Source organism: Wenjunlia tyrosinilytica (assembly GCF_014646055.1).
GTDB lineage: Bacteria > Actinomycetota > Actinomycetes > Streptomycetales > Streptomycetaceae > Wenjunlia > Wenjunlia tyrosinilytica.
The window spans coordinates 150,244-171,737 of the sequence record NZ_BMMS01000010.1 but is presented as its reverse complement, the minus strand read 5'-3'; the positions used below and the strand labels follow the sequence as shown (position 1 = coordinate 171,737).

The following is a 21,494-nucleotide window of genomic DNA, read 5'->3' as shown; positions in this document are numbered from 1 at the left end:
ACGGGACGGGAGCGGTGGTGATGTGAGAGGTGATGTGGGGGATGGTTTTCAGAGGTGGGATCTCGCGCGGGGACCGCCCGCGGCTTTGCGGGCGGCACGGGAGATGACCGCGTTGCCGCACCTCAGGGGCGTGACGGAGCCTTGCGGCCTCCACTCGGCCGGGGAGGCAGGAAAGGGCGAGTCAGCCGGACGCGGTTCAGCGACCGCCGGCACAGAGGGCGCTCGCGTGCCGTCGAAGATCGACGTGCAGGCGCGCTACGAGGCTCTTGGCTTGACTCACATGTTGGAGAATGTCAGCGGTTCTCGGCCGCGTCAACGATTTCTCGCCCCGTCTCGCATCGTGGATTGCTCACCGTTTGAAATTAATTCCGAAGCGTTGCGGCCCTGTTGCGGCTCAATGGACGGGGTCGACCACCATGGCCGATCCGCCCCCGCGGCGCACGGGTTCGGCGGCGGCGAGGACGGTCCCGTCGGGCCGGAACTCGATCCCCGTGGCCGCGCCGATCTCCGGGCGCGGGGTGAACGTCCTGGGGGCGGGAACGAAGCTGTGCCCGAGCCGCTCGAGCGCCTTGCGCTCCGGCAGGGCAAGGAAGTCGGGCTCCGCCTCGGTCTGCGCCGCGTTGCGCTGCGAGGCCCGTGGGGCGGCGATCGCCTGAGGCAGGCTCATGCCGAGGTCGAGGCGGTTGACGAGCGTCTGGAGGACGGTGGTGATGATGGTGGCCCCGCCGGGCGAACCCACGGTCAGACAGGGCTTGCCGTTCTTCAGGATGATCGTCGGGGACATACTGCTGCGCGGGCGCTTGCCGGGACCGGGCAGATTGGGGTCGTAGGTACCGGGCGAGACGGGGACGAAGTCGAAGTCCGTCAGCTCGTTGTTGAGCAGGAAACCGCGGTCCGGCACCGTGATGGCCGAACCGCCGGTCTGCTCGATGGTGAGGGTGTAGGAGACGACATTGCCCCACCTGTCGCTGGTCACCAGGTGCGTGGTGGAGGTCCCCTCGTGGGGCTGCCTCGCACCCTTGCCGGCCGAGCAGGCGTGATCCGAGTGGTTGGGGTCGCCCGGCGCCAGCGGGCTGTTGAGCGCGCGGTGGGGGTTGATGAGGCAGGCGCGGTCCTTGGCGAAGAACCGGGAGAGCATCTTGTCACTGGGGACGTGCACGGTGCTCGGGTCGCCGACCCAGCGGTTGCGGTCGGCGAAAGCGATCCGCGAGGCCTCGAGGTAGTGGTGCAGGGCCTGCGCCTTGTCGCCGTTCGACACGGAGAACCTCTTGAGGATGTTCAGCGCCTCCCCCACGGCGATGCCGCCGGAGGTGGAGGGCCCCATGCCGTAGAGGTCGAGGCCGTGGTACGTGGAATGGACCGGACGCCGGGTGGGGGCGGTGTAGGAGTCGAGGTCGCCCAGCCTCATCAGGCCCGGGGTGACGGTGCCCTCATGGCCCTCGGCGGCCGGCGGGTGCTGGACCGTGTGGACGATGTCGCGGGCGAGCCGCCCGGTGTAGAGGGTGTCCGGGCCCTGCTGGGCGAGCAGCCGGTAGGTGCGGGCCAGGTCGGGATTGCGGAACGTCGAGCCCACGGCGGGCAGCCGCCCTCCGGGCAGGAAGAGTTCCCGGGTCGGGTCGACGGCGCGGAAGCGCTTCTCGTTCATCTCGGTCTGGGCGCGGAACTCCTCGTTCACGACGAAGCCCTTGTCGGCCAGCGCCGCAGACGGCTCGACGGCCTTGGCGAACGACAGCGTGCCCCAGCGCTTCAGCGCCTCCTGCCAGGTCTTCACCGTGCCGGGCACACCCACCGACAGGCCGGAGTCCATCGCTTCGGAGGGGTCCATCGGTTCCCCGGTGCCCGGGTCGGTGAACGAGTCGGCCCTCATCCGCGAGGGAGCGGTCTCCCGGCCGTCGACGGTGTCCACGCGGTGGGTGCGGGCGTCGTAGCGCACCAGATAGCCGCCTCCGCCGATACCGGCGGAGTACGGCTCGACCACTCCGAGGGCGGCGGCCGTGCCGACGGCCGCGTCCACCGCGTTGCCGCCGTGCCGCAGGATGTCCAGCCCGACCTTGGAGGCGTAGGGGTTGACGCTGGAGACCGCTCCCCCGCGGCCGATGGCGACGGCGTGCTTGGACGGCGGGGTCGCGCCGGCGGGGGCGCCGCCGTCGGCGGGCGCCTCGTGGGAGCAGGCCGTCAGGGCCGCCGCCGTCGCCAGCAGTACGGCGGCGGCAGTTGTTCTGCGGCTCACACTCTTCTCCAGTCCAACGAGAACGGCCACGGCGTCCCCTGTACACGGCCATGGCGAGCGGGCGGCCGACCTGGGCCCCACCGCGCCGCTGAACGCTATCAGCGGCGCGGGAGCGCTTCCGGCACGCCCCTCGCCATGATCAGCAGCCCGCCCAGCCCGGGTCGAAATCGCTGTCGTAGTCGCACACGTCCCTGGTCCTGGAGTCCTGGTCCCAGAGGAAGGCGAACCCGCTCTCGTTGTCCCAGACGTGCCGCCCCCGGCCCCAGTACAGGTCGGTGGAGGTGCCGGTGCCCCTGCCCGAATGGATCGTCACCGACCTGCCGGGGGCGAGGACGAAGGAGGGGAAGGCGAAGTCCTGCCCCGCGGAGGTGGGGTCGGGAATGGTCCAGCCGCTGAGCTGCCTGGGGAGGTCGGTGGTGTTCGTCAGCCGGAGGTACTCACCGTTGATGGAGGCATTGGTGCTGTCGTCCGCGCCGAGGGCGTCGAACTGGAAGAAGGTGAAACCCAGTCGGCCCGGCGCGATCCGCTGTTCAGCGGCGTCGGCCGGACCGGCGGCGGACAGCGCCGCCACCGTGACGGCGGCGGCCATGGCGCAACGGACCCTCATCAACTCTCCTCCGCGGTGGGCGGTTTCGCACAGCGCACTGTACTCATCCGTACCCGTTCGGTGAACGGCGCACGGCGGTCACGCCGGGAGCGCGGTCGCCCGCCGGGGGTCAGGGGGCCACGGAGAGCACGATCTTGCCCGTCGTGCGTCCGGTCTCGCCCAGTTCATGGGCCTTGGCCGCCTCCTCCAGGGGGAGGACGGTGTCCACGTTGACCCTCAGCTGACCGGTCTCCACCAGCCGGGCGAGCGCCCGAAGTCCCGCCCGGTCGGGCTCGACCAGCATGAAGGCGGCCTCGACACCCGCCTCGTGTGCCTCCTCCACGGGGAAGGTGTCACCCGGCGGGATGATCGAGACCAGCCTCCCGCCGCGGCGCAGGGTCCTGAAGGAACGGGTCACATAGTCGCCGCCGATGGTGTCGAGGACGACGTCCGCGTCCCGCACCACCTCGGCGAAGTCCTGCTCGGTGTAGTCGACGAGTTCATCGGCGCCGAGGTCGCGCAGGAACGGGTGCTTGGCCGCGCGGGCGGTACCGATGACGTACGCGCCGCGGGCCTTGGCGATCTGCACCGCCAGATGGCCGACGCCGCCCGCCGCCGCGTGGATGAGGACCCGGTCCCCCGCGCGCACATCGGCGGTGTCCGCGAGCGCCTGCCAGGCCGTGAGCCCGGCCAGCGGCAGGGCGGCGCTGTGGAGATGGTCGGCGTTCGCGGGCTTGGTGGCGAAATGACGTGCCGGCGCCGCCACGTACTCGGCGTAGGCGCCCGCCGGGTGGGGAAAGCGCGGCATGCCGAAGACCTCGTCGCCCGGACTGAAGAGGGTCACTCCCGGACCGACGGCCTCGACCGCGCCGGAGACGTCGAACCCGAGGACGAACGGGGGAGCCTCTCCGGTCGCGAAGGCACCTCGCTGACGAGTCTTCCAGTCCGTGGGGTTGATGCTCGCGGCATGGACCCGCACCAGGATCTCCGTCGGCGCCGGTACCGGGCGGTCGAGTTCGGCCATGCGCAGCACCTGCGGGCCGCCTGCCTCCTCCTGGGTGACCGCCCGCATCCGAGGCCGGCCGGATGCCGCTGCGCGCTCTGCCATGGTGCTCTCCCTGCGGTGGTACGGAACGTCGGTACACGCGGCCCAACTGCTCGGCGCCACACCAGGTTGCGGCAGGGGTGGATCATCAAGAAGCGGCCCGGGCGCCAATACCCGCAAGAATCGGGCCACCCGAGTCGGCCGCGAGCGGCGGTCGGCCATGGGGCGGGAAATGAGATCGAGCGTGGGACGCGGGACGAGATCGCGGGCGCGCAGAACCGTTTAGCCTGCCCCTGCGTCATTCCTCCGTACCAGCGGATCGGCGGCCCTGCGCGGACTCGTAGACTTCGCTGACTTTCGACCGAAGCGGCCACAGGAGCCGTGCGACCAGGGGGGACGACATGATGGACACGCTTGCGAGAATGACCCGTCGCAGACCGGGCGCCCGGCGCACGAGGGCCGGCGCGGCCCTGGCGGTCGCCTCAATGTGCGCACTGCTGGCGCTGACCGGGTGCAACAGTGACGAGTCCTCGGGCAAGGACGGGGCGTCCGGGGCCAAGGCCCCCTCCGCCTCGAGCCCGGCCAAGGGTGGAGGCAAGGACAGCGGGAAGGGCGGGGCCTCCGGGGGGAAGGCCTCGCCCACGCCCGCCAAGGGCGGCGCCTCCGCGTCGACGGGAACGGGGACCAGTGGCGGTTCCGGCGGCGCCAAGGGGACGTCGCCGACTGTGAAGCCGGCCGCGTCGAAGGCTCCGGAGCCCGGTGCGGGCTGCGACCACAAGATGCCCATCTCGCCGGACGAGATCGCGGTCTACCGCTACACCCCGGAGGGCGGGTCCCTCAGCCTCATCATCAAGCACGGCAACTGGGGCTGCCCCTACGGCGACACCGACGGCGCGCCCTTCGAGACGGTCGGCAAGGAGACGTACCTCCCCCTCGACCAGGCCGCCTATGTCACGGCCACCAATCCCATCGTCGAGAGCACGAAGAACCAGCGGATCGGCGTTCAGGAACTGCTGGACTGGCTGGAGGCCCACCCGAACTCGGGTCTGGTCTTCAAGTACCACCTCGGCGACCACGGGGCGATCGACAGCCTCGAGGAGGTCTTCACCCCCTGATCTCCACCCCCTGAGCGCAGGGCCCGCGGCCCCTCGCCCGGGTGCGGACGGCGGTCCGTCGCCCCGGAGCGAGGGGCCGCGGCACGGGGAGGGGCGATCCGGCGGGAGGGGCCGTACGCCCGATGCCCCTCCCGCCCGCCGCCGGGCGGGTGCGGTGGAGCACCCGGACAGGGGTTCCACACGGTCACCGAGAGTGACGCGCGGCCGCGCGGCCGGCGCGGGGGCCGCCGGCTGTCGCCGTTCGGGCGTCCGGGAGGGACAATCGACAGCGCGGCATCAACGGGCCGCACGGCGCGGCCCGTGCCCTCGAAGTGCAGGAGGGGTCATGGCGCACTCGCGTTTCGCCCCGGACCGGGGTCTGACGACCCGGATGCTGGTGACGATGTTTCTCATCGGACTGCTGTACGTCGTCTTCGCCGGCGTCCTGGTGGTCCTGCTGCGCGGTTCCTGGCCGCTGATCCTGATCATCGCCGCCGGAGTGTTCATCGTGCAGTTCTGGTTCAGCGACAGGATCGCATCGTTCGGCATGGGTGCCCGCGAGGTCACCCCGGAGCAGGCACCTCGGCTGCACGGCGCGGTCGACCGCCTGTGCGCCCTGGCCGACATGCCCAAGCCCCGGGTCGCCCTCGCCGACACCGATGTCCCCAATGCCTTCGCCACCGGACGCAGTCCGAACAGGGCGGTCCTGTGCGCCACCACCGGTCTGATGCGCAGACTCGAGCCCGAGGAGCTCGAGGGCGTGCTCGCCCATGAGCTCTCGCACGTGGCGCACCGGGACGTGGCGGTGATCACCATTGCCTCGTTCCTGGGCGTGGTCGCCGGGGTGGTCACCCGGGTCGGCCTGTGGGGCGGCCTGCGCCGGGCGGGCGGCAGGGACTCCAACACGGCCATCCTGATGATCATCGTCCCCCTGGTCAGCGCCGTGGTCTATGTCATCAGCTTCCTGCTGACCAGGCTGCTCTCCCGCTACCGGGAGCTGTCCGCGGACCGGGCGGCGGCGCTCCTGACCGGACGGCCTTCGGCCCTGGCGTCGGCCCTGACCAAGGTGACCGGGCAGATGGCCAGGATCCCGACCGAGGACCTGCGCCGGGTGGAGCCGTTCAACGCCTTCTTCTTCGCTCCGGCGATCTCCTCCCGCGAGAGCCTGTACAACCTGCTCTCCACCCACCCCACCCTCGAAAGGCGCCTGGAACGGCTCGGCCGCATCTCCGCCGAGCTCGGCCGCTGACCCGATCCCGTGAGGAGCTGGTACCCGTGGGCCTCCTTGACGTCCTGCTGGGCCGCAGCAAGCCGGCCGAGCCCGACCTCGACCGGCTCTTCGGGCTGCCGTCGGCCGCGATCACCCTCTCGGCCGCGGCCGGTCTCACCCCGACCGGGCTGGGCTCGGTGTGCTTCGCGGCCAGCGAGGGGGGCGCCTTCAACGAGGTCCAGCAGGAGGTGCGGGAACTGCTCGACGCGGACACCGGGCATGGCGGTGTGCCGGTGGAGCTCAGCCGTGACTCCTACGGTTACACCTGGCTGCTGGCCCGGCAGGAGCCGGACGGCCTTCCCGCCCTCGTCAACGACCTGCACGCGGTGAACTCCGCCCTCCAGGACCATGGATTCGGCCCCCGGCTGCTGTGCTCCCTGGTGGCGTTCAAGGACGCCGAGGAACGGCCGCTGGCGCTGGTCTACCTCTACAAGCGAGGCACCTTCTACCCGTTCGCGCCGCTTCCGGGGCGCAAGCGGGACAACGCGCTCGAACTCCAGGTCAAGGCCCTCGTGGCGGACGACCTGCGGATCGAGCCCGACCTGTCGCGGTGGTTCCCCGTCTGGGGCGCCCCCGGTCTCTAGCCGATCCGGGCGGGCGCTTCGCCGGCCACGGGGTCACCCCTCGGCCCGGTACGCGGGCGGCGGCCGAGGATCGGGCGGCGCTGAAGTATCGGGCGGCGCGGGCGGGGACTGGGGATCGGGCCACGTGGCGGGCGGCTCCAGTCTTCCGTGATGCAGCGTGAACCCCGCGTGGAGCAGGTAGGGACGGGCCTGCTCGAGGACGTTGATGATCGAGAAGGCCGTGCGGAAGCAGATCGCGGCAACGGGGAGTTCCACCAGCCCAGCCATGACGAGCGCGATCACCACGTCGTCGGTGCTGTCCGCCGTGAGCACGTCGAACCACGCGTCCACCACGAGGAGCGTCCCGGCCACGGAGGTGACGAGTGCTCCCTTCGGCGAGCGCCGCAGTATCCGGTAGGCGGCGCCGACGAAGGTGATGATCAGCATCGTGTCGAAGCCGCCCCAGGCGATCTGCCAGTGGGCCGCCCTGGGCCGCTCCGGCAGTGACAGGAAGAGCCAGACCGTCCAGGGGATCAGCAGCAGCGCGGCGGCGGCGAAGAACAGCGCCAGCCACGGCGGCACCACGGGGTCGCTCCCGCGCATGCGCTGGGCGAGCAGGACAGGGGGCCGCAGGAAGCCGGGGAGCCGCTCCGCCCACGAGGCCGCCGAGGTGAGCCGGCCGCCGCCCTCGTCACTCATGGGGCGCATTCCCGTGTGCCGTGCTCTCCGTGATCCTCATGCCGAAAGGATGCCAGGGGGCGAGAGATGAAAACTCGCCGACTTCCAGCTGTAACACAGAGGGTGTCGCGCACGATGCGTCGGCTGAGCATGATCTGAGGGCATGGAGCTGAACGGGGTACTGCGACCGCTTGCCGACGACCTCCCCCGGGAGGTGCGCGAGCTGGTGCGGTTCCTGCGCACCCTGATGGCCTCCCTGGGCACGTCACCCGAGCGGTACAGCGCCTGGGCCCTGCACGACCGGCGTGCGATGGACCGCTATCTCGAAGGCTCCCAGCTACCGCCACTGGATGTCGTGGTGACGCTCATTCACGACCTCGCGGAGCACCGGGGTCTGCGGCTCGGGCCCGACGGCGAGCGCCAGGCCCGGGAGCTGCACGCGAGCGCGGTCCAGGTGATCGACAGCCGTCCGGGCAGGGTGCGCGAACTGCACGAGGAACTCGCCGAGATGGTCGACGAGCGGGACCGGCTCGCGGAGCGGGAACGGGCGCTGCTGGAGGTGGCGCAGACCTCGCGCGCGTCCGTGCAGGCCGGATCGATGGGCCACGCCGAGTACCGGGGGCAGCTGATCAGGACGCACGACGAGCTCTCCCGCGCGCGAGCGCTGCACACCCGGGCGCGGGCACGCTGCGAGGAGTTGGAGAAACGCGTGGCCGCGGCCGAGCGGGTCGAGCGCAGTGCCCCGGCGGCACGGCCCACCGGGGCCCGTTTCGCCGGAGCCTTCTCCGAGGCCGGTCCGCAGGCGTGGTCCGACCCGGGGGCCGACGCGCAGGCCCGGCGGCTCGCCGCCGCCGAACAGCAGCCGACCGGAGCGCGCTTCGCCGGGGCGCACAGCAACGGCAGACGCCGAGGCGCCCACAAATCCGCCTCGGCGGGCAAGTCGGGCGCGAACGCTCCCGCCAGGTCCCAGGAGCGCACCGACTACGCCGGCTACACCGAGGCCCGTGAGCTGGCCGAAAACATCGCCCGGCTGCGCGAGGAGGGAAAGGCGCAGGAGGCGCAGTCGCGTCTGTGGGAGGCGATGTCCTGGTCGCCCGAGTACTTTCCCGCCCTGTGCGCGGCCCTTGGGGCGACCGGTCAGCGCGCGGATGTGGCCACCTTGCTGTGGGAGCTGTCGTCGCGCTCGCCCCAGGAGGTGGCGGCCTACAGCGTGTGGCTGGTGAAGGCGGGCATGGAGGCCGACTGGCGCGAACTGCTCGGCCAAGCCTCATTACAGCCCCACGGCGACGTGGCCGCGATGGCCATGGCGCTGGTCGAGGCGGGCTGGCACGAGCAGTCGCAGGTGCTGCTCGGCTCGGTGGTGCGCACGCGCACTCCGGAGGCGGTGGCCGAGCTGGTGGCGCAGTTGCGGCACCTGGACGCGGCGCACTGCCTGCGGGATGTGCTGGTGGCGGTGGACGCGGCCGCGCGCGACCGCCGTCTGCAGGTCACGGCCGCGCTGCGGCTCGCGGGCCTGCCGGAGTCGGCCCGGGAACTGCCCGATTCGTCCAGGTGATTCCGTCCAGGTGATCCGATCCTGATTGATGCTGTCTCAGGGGGTCGTACTCCTACGTTATTTGATGTCCTCTTGGGGGGATCCTTTCCCTCCCATGAGGCTCCTGTGGGCAGAGTGACGCCCGGCACCGTCCACATCTCGGGACGGTGCCGATCACGTCGATCACGACGAAGGGCGTCACATGAGCCATGCCATATCCAGACGCCGGGGCAGCCTCGCGGCCACCGCGGCGGCGCTGTCCCTGGTCGCCGGTGCGCTGCTGACCGCGGGCCCGGCGCAGGGCGCGGACCGCGGGTCCGACGCGGCGCGCACCGCGCTGAAGGGGACCAAGCCCGCGTGGGCGACCGAGCGGGCGGACCGGGGCAGCGCCGCAGACTCGGCGAAGGTGACCGTACGGGTGTACCTGGCCGGCCGGGACCAGCACGGCCTCGAGGCGTACGCGAAGGCGGTCTCCGACCCGCGCTCCGCCTCCTACCGGCACTACCTGACGCCTCGCCAGTTCAAGGCCCGGTACGGGGCGACCGGGCACCAGCGGGCGCGGATCCGCCAGTGGCTCGCGTCGGCGGGCCTGAAGACCTCCGAAGCGAGCGAGCACTACATCACGGCCACCGGCACCGCCGCCGCCGTGGAGAAGGCCTTCGCGGTGGAACTGCACGAGTACTCCATGAACGGCAAGCTCTACCGGGCCCCCTCCGCGGCCGCATCCGTGCCGCGGGCCGTCAGCGGCGCAGTCCTCGCCATCACCGGCCTGGACAACGCCCCGCACCGGGTCGAGCAGCACGAGGCACTCCCGCCCCCCGGCCCGGTCTTCCGCAACTCCCCGCCGTTCTCGACCTACTACGGCTCCAACACCGACAGGACCCTGCCGAAGGCCTATGGCGCGAGCCAGCCGTGGGCGGTCAAGGGCTACACCGGAAAGCAGTTGCGCGCCTCGTACGCCCACGGCAGTTCGCTCACCGGCAAGCATGTGACGGTGGCGATCACGGACGCCTACGCCTCGCCGACCATCGCCGGTGACGCGGCGCGTTACGTCGCGCGCAACGGCGACAAGCCGTACCGCAAGGGCCAGCTCACCCAGGTGCTTCCCGCCGACTACAACAGCACCGAGGCCTGCGGCGCGGACGGGTGGTACGGCGAGGAGACACTGGACGTCGAGGCCGTGCACGCGGTCGCGCCGGACGCGGACATCGTCTACGCGGGTTCCGCCTCCTGCTTCGACAACGACTTCCTCGACACCCTGTCGAAGGTCGTCGACAACCGGCTCGCGGACATCGTCTCGAACTCCTGGGGCGACATCGAGTCCGTCCAGACCCCGGAGATCGCCGCCGCCTACGACCAGATCTTCCAGCAGGGAGCGGTCGAGGGCATCGGCTTCTACTTCTCCTCCGGAGACAACGGTGACGAGGTCGCCCACACCGGCACCAAGCAGGTGGACGTCCCCGCCAACTCGCCGTGGGTGACGGCTGTCGGCGGTACGTCCCTGGCCGTGGGCAGGCACGGCACGTACCGCTTCGAGACGGGCTGGGGCACCAACAAGGCGCTCCTGGCCGAGGACGGCTCCAGCTGGCAGGGCCTGCCGGGCGCTTTCACCTCGGGAGCGGGCGGCGGCACCAGCAAGTTCTACGCCCAGCCGTTCTACCAGCGCGGCGTCGTGCCCGACGCGCTGGCCCGGGCCGCGACCGGCAGCCCGCAGCGCGTGGTGCCCGACATCGCGGCGGTCGCCGACCCCAACACCGGCTTCCTCGTCGGGCAGACCCAGACCTTCCCCGACGGCTCGCAGCGCTACAGCCAGTACCGCATCGGCGGAACGTCCCTGGCCGCCCCGGTGATCGCCGGTGTCCAGGCGCTCGCCCAGCAGGGCCAGCACGGTGTCCCGATCGGGTTCGCCAACCCGGCCGTCTACGACCGCTACGGCACCGCGGCCTACCACGACGTGACCGACCACCCGCTGGGCGCCGGCCGCACGCTCGCCGTGGCCCGCAGGGACTACGCCAACGGGGTCGACGGCTCCGAAGGAGTGATCACCTCGCTGCGCACGCTCGGCAAGGACAGCTCGCTGAAGGCCGTCCCCGGCTACGACGACGTGACCGGAGTGGGCTCGCCCGCCGCGGGCTACCTCAAGTCGTACCAGCACCACCACTGAGCGTCGCCCTCCTCCTGCGCCTGCCCCGCGATCCGGGGCAGGCGCAGGCGCGCCTCCCGGACCGCCCTCGGTACTATGCGTGCGCGGCTCCCAGGGGTGGTGCCCGCACCAGCGGCCGAACGAAGGGCGAGGCACGGTGGCGATCCGGTCCGGACGCTCGACGGCACCACCGGTGGGCGCCGAGGCGGACGGCACGGCTGCCACCCGGTTCGAGGACGCGCCCGCGCTGCCCGAGCTCATGCCGTGGTCCTCCCCCGCCCTGCACACCGGGCGCGAGTGGGTCCGCGCACCCTCGACCGAGATCCTCGAAGCGCGCTGGGAGCGCCTCGCCGCCGCGAACGCCGGGCAGCGCAGCGCCCTCTTCCGGCCGACCCGTGCCCGTACACCGCACTCCACCGTCACCCAACTGCCCGGACAGCGGACCCCCACCGGGCGTCTGTCCCGCGAGGCGGGTCCGTTCCCGGCCCCGGTCCGGATCCGCCACGGAGCGTTCGACCGCCTCTGGCTCCTGCCCGACCACCGGCTGCTCGACCAGGCACGCCCCCAGCTGTGGCGCGTGGCCGACGACGCCCAGGTCTTCGCCGTGGTCCAGCCGCACACCCCCGAGGCTCCCGGACCCGCCGTCACCTTCTGCGCCGAGATCCCCGACGGCGACGGACGCAGGCAGAACAGCCCGGTCTTCCCCGCCCACCGCCTCCCCGGCGGCCGGGAGCCCAATCTGGCCCCCGGCCTCACCGGACATCTGGCCGACCGGCTCGGCGTCCCGGTCACCGGGCTCGACGTGCTCGCCTGGATCGCGGCCGTCACGGCGCATCCGGCCGCCGCGCGGAACGGGGAGCGGGTGCCCGTCCCCCTCACCGCCTCGGTGGCCACCTGGTCCAAGGGCACGGCCCTGGGCCGCCAGGTGCTGTGGCTGCACACCTTCGGCGCCCGCTGCGCCGATCCGGAGCAGGGCCGTCCGCCGCGCGGCCCCCGGATGCCCGGCGGACGGCGCCTCTTCGTGCGCCGGTCGGTTCCGGCCAGGCCGCTGCCCGGCGGCCTCGACCACGATCCGGACGGCGAGGCGCTTCTGCTCGGCGACGGGCGGATCGCCCCCGTGCCCGGCGCGGTGTGGGAGTACCGAGCGGGCGGGGTGCCGGTGCTGCGGGAGTGGTTCGCGCGGCGCTCACCGAATCAGGAGAGCGTCGAAGCGGGCTCGCTGGAGGCGATACGCATGACCGCCTGGCCGCAGACATGGACCACCGAGCTGATCGAGCTCGCCTCCGTGCTCTCCCTGCTGTGCGAACTGCGCCCGGCGCAGGCGGCGCTCACCGCCTCGGCGCTGTCCGGGCCTCTGGTCACCACCGGGGAACTCCGGGCCGCCGGGGTGCTCCCCGCCCCGGCGTGGAGCGGCCGGCCGGCCTCGGTGCTCTCCCATCAGGAAGAGGGCCCCGAGGGCCAGTTCCCGCTGTTCTAGGTGCTCGGGCCGGTCTCCCCGGCCGCGCCCAGAGCCCCCGGCCGTGCGCCGGCCGGTTGCCCCACCGATCCCGAGAACACCCTGGTGTCATGTCCCGGCGCTGGTGATCACGGCGAAGGCGGCGCCGAACGGGTCGGCGAGGTGCGCGAAGCGGCCCACGTCCTCGGCGTCCACCGTCGGCATGGTCACCCGCCCGCCCAGGCTCCGCGCGTCGGCCGTGACCCGGTCGCAGTCCTCCACCTCGAAGTACGGCAGCCACTGCGCAGTCGCCCCCGGTGCGCGCCCCAGGGGCACCATGCCTCCGAACGACCCCTCCCGGCCCCGCCCCGCGGTGCTCAGCACGGTGTACGTGGCCCCGGCGAAGGGCGTGTCCGTCGCCTCCCACCCGAACACCGAGTGGTAGAAGCGGCGGGCGAGCGCCGGATCCGGGGTGTACAGCTCGGTCCAGCACAGGCTCCCGGGGGCGGTGACGAGTCCGAGCCCACGGATGTCGCCGGGCTGCCAGACGGCGAACCGGGCGTCGTCGGGATCGGTGAGCCCCGCCATGCGCCCGGCGGTGAACACGTCGAACGGCCCGAAGCGCACGGCGCCGCCCGCCTGTTCCACGGTTCTTGTCGTCGCGTCGGCGTCGGGGGTGTGGAAATACACCGTCCAGGCGGAAGCGGCTCCGTCCTCGGTGAGCGGACCCAGCGCGGCGACCGTTCTGCCGCCGAGGCGGAACATGCCGTACCCGCCCGCCTGGGGACCCGCCGACTCCAGCTCCCAGCCGAACAGGCTTCCGTAGAAGTCGGCGGCGGCCCCGGTGTCGGGGCTGCCCAGGTCGATCCAGCCGGGTGCGCCCGGGACGTAGCTGGTGGTGAGCATGACCGGCTCCTTCGCATACCGTGGCTGACGCGCCGGTACGACGCCTACCCGCCGGCGTGCGGACGTCCGCCCCGCGGGGACGGGATGCCCCCATTCGGATCCCCGCCGAGCAGCCGGGCGTCGGGCTCGGGGAGCCGGCTGCCGGCCGGGCGCTCCAGCCGGTCCTCCTGGCGGGTCAGCCGGTCCACGGCGTCGTGCAGTCTTCGCGGGAGCCCTTGCCGGGCAGGCCCTGTACGAGCATGGGCGGCACCGGAGCCCGGCCGCCCCCTCCCGGGTCGGGCCTAGAGCCGCCGATGGCGGGGAGAGAACGCGTACGCCCCGGCGATGACGAGGACCACGGCGCCCACCAGGAGAAGGAGCGCGTACGGCCGCCAGTGGAGGTGCAGCAGCCACGCCCCCAGCAGCCCTCCCGCGAACATCGCGGCCACGGTGGCTCCGCGGTGCGCCTCCCGCCGTTCGGCGGCCGGGCGGTCGGGGCCGTGCCCCGCTCCGAGGAAGACGCCATTGACCAGCGCCGTCAGCAGGCGGGTGGCGACCGTGGTGGCCAGGTCGGGGATGTCGGCACGCAGCATGGTGACGCTGCGGATCCCCATGGCCGCGGCGACGAGGGCGACCACGCCGTAGTACCGCCCGGACATCTGTTCCTGGACCGGCTCGATACGCCAGGCGGTCAGTCCTGCCGCCGCGAGGATCACCGCCTCGACGACCAGGGCGATCACGAACCACCTGTGCCGCCGGGCGCCGAGAGCCGCCTCCAGCCGGGCCCCGGCCCCGGCACCGGCGACGAAGGCCCCGAACGACACCGACGAGGCCGCGACGGACAGACCGCCGCCTCCGGCGCAGGCGAACGACAGGAGGAGCAGATTGCCCGTCATCATCGCGGTGAAGACATGCCCCAGCGCCAGGTAGCTGACCGCCTCGACCATCCCCGTGGTGACGGTCAGTCCCACCAGGACCGCCGTGAGGGGCAGCCCCCGCGTCACCGCCACGACCGCAGCCCCTCCCGAGCGTCGCCTCCGGCTCGCGTCCCCCGACCCGCCCCATGCGGACAGCCGATGCGCCAACTCTCCTTTCGCCGCACCCGCGGCGGCCCCGATTGCGCCATCCGCGGCGGTGTCGGGGAGGCGGTGCAGGGGAGGGCGGCGTCGGGGAGCGGCGTCGGGGAGGCCGTGTCGGGGAGGCCGTGTCGGGGAGGCCGTGTCGGGGAGGCCGTGTCGGGGAGGCTTGTGCGGCCGGGCCGGGACGCGCTCGGCGGGGCACGGCAGCGCCGCCCCACCGGGGACTGCGCGGGGCGGCGCTCAAGGGGTCGCGGACCCGTGGGTCAGCCGAGGAACGCGCTCCCCGGCAGGGGGTGTTTCAGAACCGGGCCGGGCAGGCCGTGCAGTGGTCTGCCCGTGGCGGCCGGCGAAGTCGCGGACGGCGGTACGTTCCTGGAACCGCCCACCAGCGGCAGGCGCGCGAACGAGCGGGCCAGGTAGACGGTCACCGTGGGCTTGGTGTCGGCGGGCTCGAGCAGCCCCGCGTCGGTACCGGCGACGATCAGGGCGAGGCGGTGCCCGGCGGGGACGACGTGGTCCGTCGCGGCCAGCCGCACCGTGATCCGGTACGCCTTGCCCGGAGTCAGCCGCACGCCGTGCTTGCCCGAGCCGTAGTGGCCGAGGTCGGCCCAGCCCCGGCTGAAGACGGTGTATCCCACCTTCGCCGTGTCGGCGGCCGTGTCCTTGTAGCACGCGCTGTCACCCTTGGTGCTCCTGCCCCAGCAGGACTTGGTGGTCAGCGTCTTGATGCCCTCGCCCGCCGCGGCGAAGTCGCGGATCCGCGCCGGTCCGAGGTCCACCAGCACCGCGGACAGATGCGCGCTGGTGGTGGAGGAGGCCGCGGTGAGGGTGACCGAGCCGGAGCCGTTCAGGCGCAGATCCTTCTTCAGCACCCCGGTGGTGAACGCCGCCTTCGCCGGGGTCGGCCTGTCGACGTTCGCCGACCAGCCGTCCTCGCCGATCTTCGGGTCGTCGGTGAACGACTCGGTGCTGCCGGGCCCGGCCGGCGCGAGGCCGAGGGTGCCCAGACCCGGTACGGCTCCCGGGCGCGGACGGACGGTCGTGGTCCTGGTGGCCGCCGCGGGCCACTCGGCGCTGTCCGCCCAGTGGTCGGGGGTGCGCTCGATGCTCCCCATGGGCTCGCGCTCGACACCGTTGCGCACTCCGAGCAGATAGTGGTCGAACCACCGGTGCAGGGTGTCCACCCAGGTGCCGCGGCGGAAGTCGAACGGATCGACGTGCCCGGTCTGCGAGAGCCGGATCCCGCGCTCGACATGGTTCGCGGCCAGACGGTCCCACCACTGCCCGAAGTGCTTGGTGCGCACGTTCAGGTCCTGCTTGCCGTGGACGAGGAGGACACTGGCGCGCACCTTGTCGGCGTGGGCGGTGTAGTCGCGCTCCTGCCAGAAGGAGGTCCAGTCGCCGTTGCGCGGGCTTCCGTCGACGATCTGCTGCTGCACCGCCGCGCACTTCCGCTTGGCGTCGGCGCTCTCCACGTAGTCCGAAAGCCACTGCGGGCCGCCGTCGTAGAGAGCGGCGCCCTGCTGGAAGTAGTAGTCGTACCAGGAGCTGATCGCCGAGATGGGGACGATGGTCTTCAGCCCCCGGACTCCGGTCGAGGCGACTGCGTTGGCGATCGTTCCGTCCCAGGACTTGCCGATCATGCCGACCTTGCCGTTGGTCCAGCCGGCCTTGACCTTCTTGCCTCCACCGCGTTCGCTGTAGCCGGTGGCCCGGCCGTTCAGCCAGTCCACGACGGCCTTGGCGGAGCCCACGTCGTAGCGGCCGCCGACGTCCGCACAGCCGTCGGAGCGGTTGGTGCCCGCGAGGTCGACCAGGACCACCGCGTACCCGCGGGGCACGAAGTAGTTGTCGTAGAACAGCGGGAACTGGACCGGACGGCCCTGGGCGTCGTACGTCTTGCGCTGGCTCTCGTTGCCCCGTCCGCAGCACGCGAAGTACGGGCTGGCGTCCATGATCACGGGGATCTTGCGTCCGGCCCTGGCGGGCTCACGCGGCCGGATGATGTCGGCGGCGACCCGGTCCGTGCGGCCGTCCGAGTCCGCGTCGAACCCGGTGTCGACCCAGACGGACTCACGGATCGCGTTGGCGTAGGAGTAGTCGGGGCGGCTCAGGCCGCCGTGGACGGTGCCGTCGGCTCCGGCGCCCGCGCCGGCCCCGCCGGGGGCCGCCAGTGCGGTGGTCGGCGCGACCAGCAGGGCTATGAGCGCGATGAAGGCGGCCGCCATGGCGCTTGTCGGCCGCGCATGCGCGTTTCGAGGAGGAAGCGTCACCGGGCGGACTCTAGCGTTCCACACGCCCATACCAAAAGGGCGTTCGACGCCCACTAGTTCGTATGACATTTGGCCGATCCGATTGAACACACCGGGCCAACGCCCGACACTTGCGGGGATGCTGACAACTCGTTCGCTCATGAGCGCCGCCGCCGTCACCGTTCTGGCGGCCGCCGTCCTGACCGGGTGCTCCGACGGCTCGGACGGCTCGGACAAGAACTCGTCGCGCCGCAGCGGTGGACCCGCGCCCGACGGCCTGCCCGGTACGGACTCCGCCTCGATCACCTTCACCCCCGTCGACGCGCTGAGCGCGGATCAGCTGAAGCGGACCGCCGACCGGATGCGACGCAGGACCGAGCTCATGCATCTGAGCGGGGCAGGGGTTTCCGTCGAGGACGGGCACATCACCGTGACCGCCCGCGGCGACGAGGCCGACCGGCTCTCCGGCCTCGGGCGCGAGGGCGCCCTGGACTTCAGACCCGTGACGGCAGTGGTCCCGGCATCCGGGTCCGGGGCGAGCAGCCCCCCGGCCGAGGTCCGGCGGCAGCTCGACGCCCTCACCTGTCCGGCCGCCCCGGCGAAAGCGCCCCCTGAGCCGTCGGGACCGCTTCTCGCGTGTGCCCAGGACGGGCAGGAGAAGTTCGCGCTCGGGCCGGTGGCCGTCCGGGGCAGCGAGGTGCGCGACGCCTCGGCCTCCATCAGCCCTGACAGCGGCGGCTGGCAGATCAACGTCACCTTCTCCGCCAAGGGCGCCAAGCGATTCGGCGACCTCACGCAGAAGCTGGCGGCCGAGCAGCCGACCGGGGGCAACCGGCTGGCGATCGTCCTGGACGGCGTGGTGATGTCCGCGCCGTCGGTGATGAGCCGGATTCCCGGAGGCAAGGTGCAGATATCCGGCGGGTTCACCCGGGACAAGGCCGAGGAACTGGCGGCGGCCATCGGCTCCGGGAGCCTGCCGACGCGGTTGGAGGGCTCGGAGGTCACCCGGCCGAAGGGCTGACGACGGCGATACGGGTGAGCGTCGCCGCCGACGGCCGCGCCGTCGCGGGAAGATCGCGTCGCGCGCACACACTGATCGAATGGCAGTCCGCGATCACTCCCCCGTGCCGACCCAGCCCATGGCCGCCTCGGCGCCCGGGCGTTCGTCGGCCGCCGTCGTCCTCGCCCTGTGCCTGGCCGCGGCCCCTTGCGCCGCCTCCACCGCCTTCGCCGAGGGCGCCTCGGCACCCGCAGGACGCGCCTGTGTGTCCTCGGTGCCGTTCGTGTCCGGAACCGGCGGATACCACACCTTCCGCATCCCCGCCGTCGTCCGGGTGAGCCACGGCCGCCCGGCGCAGTTGCTCGCCTTCGCCGAGGGACGGCGGTTCTCGGCGGTGGACGACGGCGACATCGACGTCGTCGAACGCCGCTCCACCGACGGAGGCTGCACATGGGGTCCGTTGCGGGTGGTCACGGACGCCGGCGAGGACACCGCGGGCAATCCGACGCCCGTCGTCATCCCCGGAACGCGCACAACGGTCCTGCTGACGTGCCGCACCATCGGCCGGTACACCCCGGTGCAGGTGCGGCGGGGGGTCGCTCCGCCGTATGCCCGGCGGGTCTACGTGCAGACCAGCGAGGACGCGGGGGCGAGCTGGTCCAGGCCCCGTGACCTGACGGCGTCGGTCAAGGACGCGCGGTGGCTCTGGTACGCCACCGGTCCCGGCCACGCCATCGCGCTCGGCCACGGCCGGCACCGGGGCCGTCTGCTGGCCCCGGCCAACCACTCGTGGCTGGAGCCGGATCCGGACGGGAACGGGATGCGCGAGCGCCATGGCGCGCACTCCCTCTACAGCGACGACGGGGGCAGGACCTGGGCCGTCGGATACCTCGAGCAGCCTCCCGGCGAGGAACTGCATCTGAACGAGACCACCTTCGCCGAGCTGCCCGGAGGGCTGGTCTACGCCAACACCCGCAACGAGTACGGCTCCACCCGGGTCTCCCGCGCCGACACCTATCTGTTCGGCGGCGGCACCAGGATGCTGGGCCCCTACCGGCCCCGGCCCGATCTGGTCGGCCCCGTGGTCGAGGCGAGCACCCTCTATGTCGGCCACGCCCCCTTCGGACGGCAGGCCCTGCTGTTCTCCGCTCCGGCCCACCCCACCAAGCGGGCGAGGATGACCGTTCGGGTCAGCGACGACGCCGGGGCGACGTGGCGCGCGGGACTGGAGGTGTCACCGGAGCGTGCCGGGTACTCCGACCTCGTCCGGCTCGACCGCTCCACCGTGGGGCTGCTGTACGAGACCGGGCCGACCACCTACCACGACTCCATCGTCTTCCGCCGTATCGCCCTGTCGGAGCTCGGCGGGCCGTAGCGGGTGGCGGCAGCCGCCTCGAAGCCACCTGCCGTCAGAAGGCGGGGACGGGCGGGCAGGCAGGTCGGGGGCCGGCGGTCGGGGGCCGGCCGTCGGCGGTCGGGCGGCACGTGGTCAGCGGTCGGGCGGCACGTGGTCAGGAGCGCTTGCGGTTCCGGGGTGAGCGCAGTTGGCGACGGGCCCGCTTGTGGGCGACGGCCGCCTTGCGGCGCATGCGCTGAAGGGCGGTCCTCCTGGCCGGGGGCGTCCTGGTGTGGCGGTCCAGCTCCTGCGCCAGCCACTGCGAGCGCTTCTCGACGTCCAGCTCGTTCAGCAGCCGGTCCACGTTCGCCAGCAGTGCGCCGTGGAGCTGCCACCGCTCCGGCTGCCGCCGCGACTCGCGCTGGAGGAGCCGGGCGATCCGGCGGCGGTCCGCCCGTCCCATGGCAAGTGCCTGCCCGAGCGCGGCCTCCGCCCGCTCGGCGTTGGCGGTGACCTGGGCGGTGATCAGCCGGCCGAAGTTGTCCACCGCGTCGGCGACGTGGGCGAACAGTTCGAACAGGGCCTCCGACACCTCCTTCGGGTACACCGGCTCGCCGCCGCGCTCGAACGACAGATCGGTCAGGGAGCGGCTGAGCGTGCGCAGCACCACGGCGCAGATCTCGAGGGTGTCGAGACCGCTGCGCAGGACGAGCCTGGCCAGCAGGCCGCGGCGGACGCGGGGGTTGAAGCGCATGCTCTCCTGGGCCAGATCGAGCGCGGCGTCGACGCGGACGATCTCCTGGTCGAGGCGGCGGGCCTCTTGCAACCAGGCCACGGCGTGCTCCGGGGTGGCTCCCCCGCGCAGCTCCCTGCCGATCCGCTCCAGCAGTCTGCGCATCCTTCCGGCGAGGTCGGCGATGGCCTCGCCCGCGGGCTGCACCATGACCGGTGGGGCGAACAGCGCGTTGAACAGCACACCTGTCGCGGCGCCGATCAGCGTCTCGGCGACCCTGCTCCACGCGGTCGCCGCCACATGGCTGACGCCGAGCACGAGCATGGCGCTGATCGCGACCTCGGGAACGAACTCGTCCACCCGCACCATGTGGCCGACGACCAGGGAGGCGATGATCACCAGCCCGAGGCTCCACCAGCTCAGCCCGACGACGGCGCTGAACCCCGACGCGATCAGCACACCCACGACGACGCTGACGACACGCCGCATACTCGTGGTCCAGGTCGCGTACAGGCTGACCTGGATGACGAGCAGCGCGGTCAGGGGCGCGGTCAGCGGTGCCGGGTTGTCCGTCAGCCCCAGGGCGGCGACGTACGCCAGGACGGCTCCCACGCAGGAGCGCACCGTCTGCACGACGATGGGGTCCTTGCGCCGTCTGACGAGACTGGTGACGGCTTCGGGTACGGCGGACACGCTGCACGTATCCCCCGGTGGCAGGTGTTGAACACCTCAGCGGATGCGCCCGCCCGGCGCGGGCGGTCCCCGGTTCAGGAGACGTAGCCCTGCGCCGTGTGCGGCCAGCTCTGCTGGTGCGGGAGGTAGGCGACATTCTCGCCCAGCGACTGGTCCTCGTGGCGGTTGCGCCGGTGCCGTCCGGAGCGGGGCCGGTCCTCGGGCGCCGCCGCGGCCATCAGCCGTCCCTCGTAGGACAGCTGCTGGGCCCGCGCGATCAGGCTCGCGAGGTCGATCCCCAGCTCGGCGGCCAGCACCTGGAGGTCGAGGCCGGTCTGCCACCCGCGGATGAGGAGGGCATCCATGGCCGCGGTCCACAGCGGCTCGTAGCCGAGCGGTTCATAGCCCGGGACGGCCTGGACCGGCGGCACCGCGTGCGGTGGCGGCGGAGGGGGCATCGGCGCGGCGTGGACCGGGGGCGGGACATTCACGCTGTGCAGCGTGTCGGCCTCCGGTTCGACCTCGACGGTTTCCTGCGCGGCAGGCGGTGCGGGCGGAGCGGTGAGCAGGTCCCCTGCGACCCGTTTCGCGTTCTCGCGGCCCACCGTGCGCCGGGCCACCCGCACCTCCCGCTCATTCAGGCCGAGCAGGTCGGCCACGGCGCCGTCGCTGCCCACGGTGACGGCGAAGGCGGCGAGCAGCCGGGACCGCTGTGCCTGTGCCTCGTCCAACGTGCCCTGGGCAGCGCTGACTTGATCGTCGCTGAAGCAGAATGCTTCCGCCAGAACCGCGTGCTTTTCCCACAACTGACGGGAGTCCATGCCCGAACCAACGCCTGTATTGCCCGCAGGCAACCCTGCTGAACCCTCCAACACCCGAATGGATCAGTACGGAGGCTTTTAGCAGCTTTTCAGTTGGTGGTAATTGACGCTCCGCACCGGGGGCACGAGGTCGGAGGA

Annotated in this window: 18 protein-coding genes; 8 read left to right on the top strand and 10 right to left on the bottom strand. The window is 72.4% G+C overall.

Annotated features, from left to right (window positions below; all coding sequences use genetic code 11):
- Nucleotides 1-196 precede the first annotated feature (196 nt).
- The 4 genes from IEY86_RS38055 to IEY86_RS13575 all read right to left on the bottom strand — a co-directional run bounded on the left by IEY86_RS38055 (nt 197) and on the right by IEY86_RS13575 (nt 3,924).
- Nucleotides 197-280, bottom strand: coding sequence for a putative leader peptide (locus tag IEY86_RS38055; protein WP_373287017.1), 84 nt, complete (start codon nt 278-280; stop codon nt 197-199).
- Nucleotides 281-394: 114 nt separating this feature from the next.
- Nucleotides 395-2,230: a gamma-glutamyltransferase gene (gene ggt, locus IEY86_RS13585; RefSeq protein ID WP_229698400.1), complete on the bottom strand. Its 1,836-nt coding sequence runs from the start codon at nt 2,228-2,230 to the stop codon at nt 395-397.
- A 139-nt stretch (nt 2,231-2,369) separates the two neighbouring features.
- Nucleotides 2,370-2,837 (bottom strand): lamin tail domain-containing protein, encoded by a 468-nt coding sequence (locus tag IEY86_RS13580; protein WP_189131886.1) that lies wholly within the window; start codon nt 2,835-2,837, stop codon nt 2,370-2,372.
- A gap of 109 nt (nt 2,838-2,946) precedes the next feature.
- Nucleotides 2,947-3,924 carry an NADP-dependent oxidoreductase gene (locus IEY86_RS13575; RefSeq protein ID WP_229698399.1) on the bottom strand — a complete coding sequence of 326 codons (978 nt, stop codon included), beginning with the start codon at nt 3,922-3,924 and terminating at the stop codon, nt 2,947-2,949.
- Nucleotides 3,925-4,283: 359 nt separating this feature from the next.
- Here IEY86_RS13575 and IEY86_RS13570 point away from each other — a divergent pair, with 359 nt between their 5' ends.
- The 3 genes from IEY86_RS13570 to pspAB all read left to right on the top strand — a co-directional run bounded on the left by IEY86_RS13570 (nt 4,284) and on the right by pspAB (nt 6,809).
- Nucleotides 4,284-4,976 (top strand): hypothetical protein, encoded by a 693-nt coding sequence (locus tag IEY86_RS13570; protein ID WP_189131885.1) that lies wholly within the window; start codon nt 4,284-4,286, stop codon nt 4,974-4,976.
- Nucleotides 4,977-5,301: 325 nt separating this feature from the next.
- The gene (htpX, locus tag IEY86_RS13565) at nt 5,302-6,204 is read left to right on the top strand and encodes a zinc metalloprotease HtpX (protein WP_189131884.1); all 903 of its coding nucleotides are present in this window, start codon (nt 5,302-5,304) and stop codon (nt 6,202-6,204) included.
- Between the two features lie 26 nt (nt 6,205-6,230).
- Nucleotides 6,231-6,809: a PspA-associated protein PspAB gene (pspAB, locus tag IEY86_RS13560; RefSeq protein WP_189131883.1), complete on the top strand. Its 579-nt coding sequence runs from the start codon at nt 6,231-6,233 to the stop codon at nt 6,807-6,809.
- Between the two features lie 33 nt (nt 6,810-6,842).
- Here pspAB and IEY86_RS13555 read toward each other — a convergent pair whose 3' ends face one another.
- Nucleotides 6,843-7,487, bottom strand: a complete 645-nt coding sequence (locus IEY86_RS13555; RefSeq protein ID WP_189131882.1) for a hypothetical protein — start codon at nt 7,485-7,487, stop codon at nt 6,843-6,845.
- A gap of 142 nt (nt 7,488-7,629) precedes the next feature.
- Between IEY86_RS13555 and IEY86_RS13550 the strand changes: the two genes are divergently transcribed.
- The 3 genes from IEY86_RS13550 to IEY86_RS13540 all read left to right on the top strand — a co-directional run bounded on the left by IEY86_RS13550 (nt 7,630) and on the right by IEY86_RS13540 (nt 12,620).
- Nucleotides 7,630-9,021 (top strand): coiled-coil domain-containing protein, encoded by a 1,392-nt coding sequence (locus tag IEY86_RS13550; RefSeq protein ID WP_189131881.1) that lies wholly within the window; start codon nt 7,630-7,632, stop codon nt 9,019-9,021.
- A 181-nt stretch (nt 9,022-9,202) separates the two neighbouring features.
- Complete coding sequence (locus tag IEY86_RS13545; RefSeq protein ID WP_189131880.1) at nt 9,203-11,164, top strand: S53 family peptidase; 1,962 nt, start codon at nt 9,203-9,205, stop codon at nt 11,162-11,164.
- A 238-nt stretch (nt 11,165-11,402) separates the two neighbouring features.
- Nucleotides 11,403-12,620 (top strand): type ISP restriction/modification enzyme, encoded by a 1,218-nt coding sequence (locus tag IEY86_RS13540; RefSeq protein ID WP_189131954.1) that lies wholly within the window; start codon nt 11,403-11,405, stop codon nt 12,618-12,620.
- Between the two features lie 87 nt (nt 12,621-12,707).
- Here IEY86_RS13540 and IEY86_RS13535 read toward each other — a convergent pair whose 3' ends face one another.
- The 3 genes from IEY86_RS13535 to IEY86_RS13525 form a co-directional block, all read right to left on the bottom strand.
- Nucleotides 12,708-13,484, bottom strand: a complete 777-nt coding sequence (locus IEY86_RS13535; RefSeq protein ID WP_189131879.1) for a VOC family protein — start codon at nt 13,482-13,484, stop codon at nt 12,708-12,710.
- Between the two features lie 281 nt (nt 13,485-13,765).
- Entirely contained in the window at nt 13,766-14,473 is a 708-nt protein-coding gene (locus IEY86_RS13530) for a YoaK family protein (protein WP_229698398.1), read from the bottom strand.
- A gap of 332 nt (nt 14,474-14,805) precedes the next feature.
- Nucleotides 14,806-16,770, bottom strand: a complete 1,965-nt coding sequence (locus tag IEY86_RS13525; RefSeq protein ID WP_189131878.1) for a Xaa-Pro dipeptidyl-peptidase — start codon at nt 16,768-16,770, stop codon at nt 14,806-14,808.
- 163 nt (nt 16,771-16,933) lie between these two features.
- Between IEY86_RS13525 and IEY86_RS13520 the strand changes: the two genes are divergently transcribed.
- Complete coding sequence (locus tag IEY86_RS13520; RefSeq protein WP_189131877.1) at nt 16,934-17,815, top strand: SecDF P1 head subdomain-containing protein; 882 nt, start codon at nt 16,934-16,936, stop codon at nt 17,813-17,815.
- Between the two features lie 79 nt (nt 17,816-17,894).
- Nucleotides 17,895-19,169 carry a sialidase family protein gene (locus IEY86_RS13515; RefSeq protein ID WP_189131876.1) on the top strand — a complete coding sequence of 425 codons (1,275 nt, stop codon included), beginning with the start codon at nt 17,895-17,897 and terminating at the stop codon, nt 19,167-19,169.
- Nucleotides 19,170-19,305: 136 nt separating this feature from the next.
- Here the strand turns inward: IEY86_RS13515 and IEY86_RS13510 are convergent, their stop codons facing one another.
- Nucleotides 19,306-20,556, bottom strand: coding sequence for an FUSC family protein (locus IEY86_RS13510; protein WP_189131875.1), 1,251 nt, complete (start codon nt 20,554-20,556; stop codon nt 19,306-19,308).
- A gap of 74 nt (nt 20,557-20,630) precedes the next feature.
- Nucleotides 20,631-21,356, bottom strand: coding sequence for a hypothetical protein (locus IEY86_RS13505; RefSeq protein ID WP_189131874.1), 726 nt, complete (start codon nt 21,354-21,356; stop codon nt 20,631-20,633).
- Nucleotides 21,357-21,494: the final 138 nt, after the last annotated feature.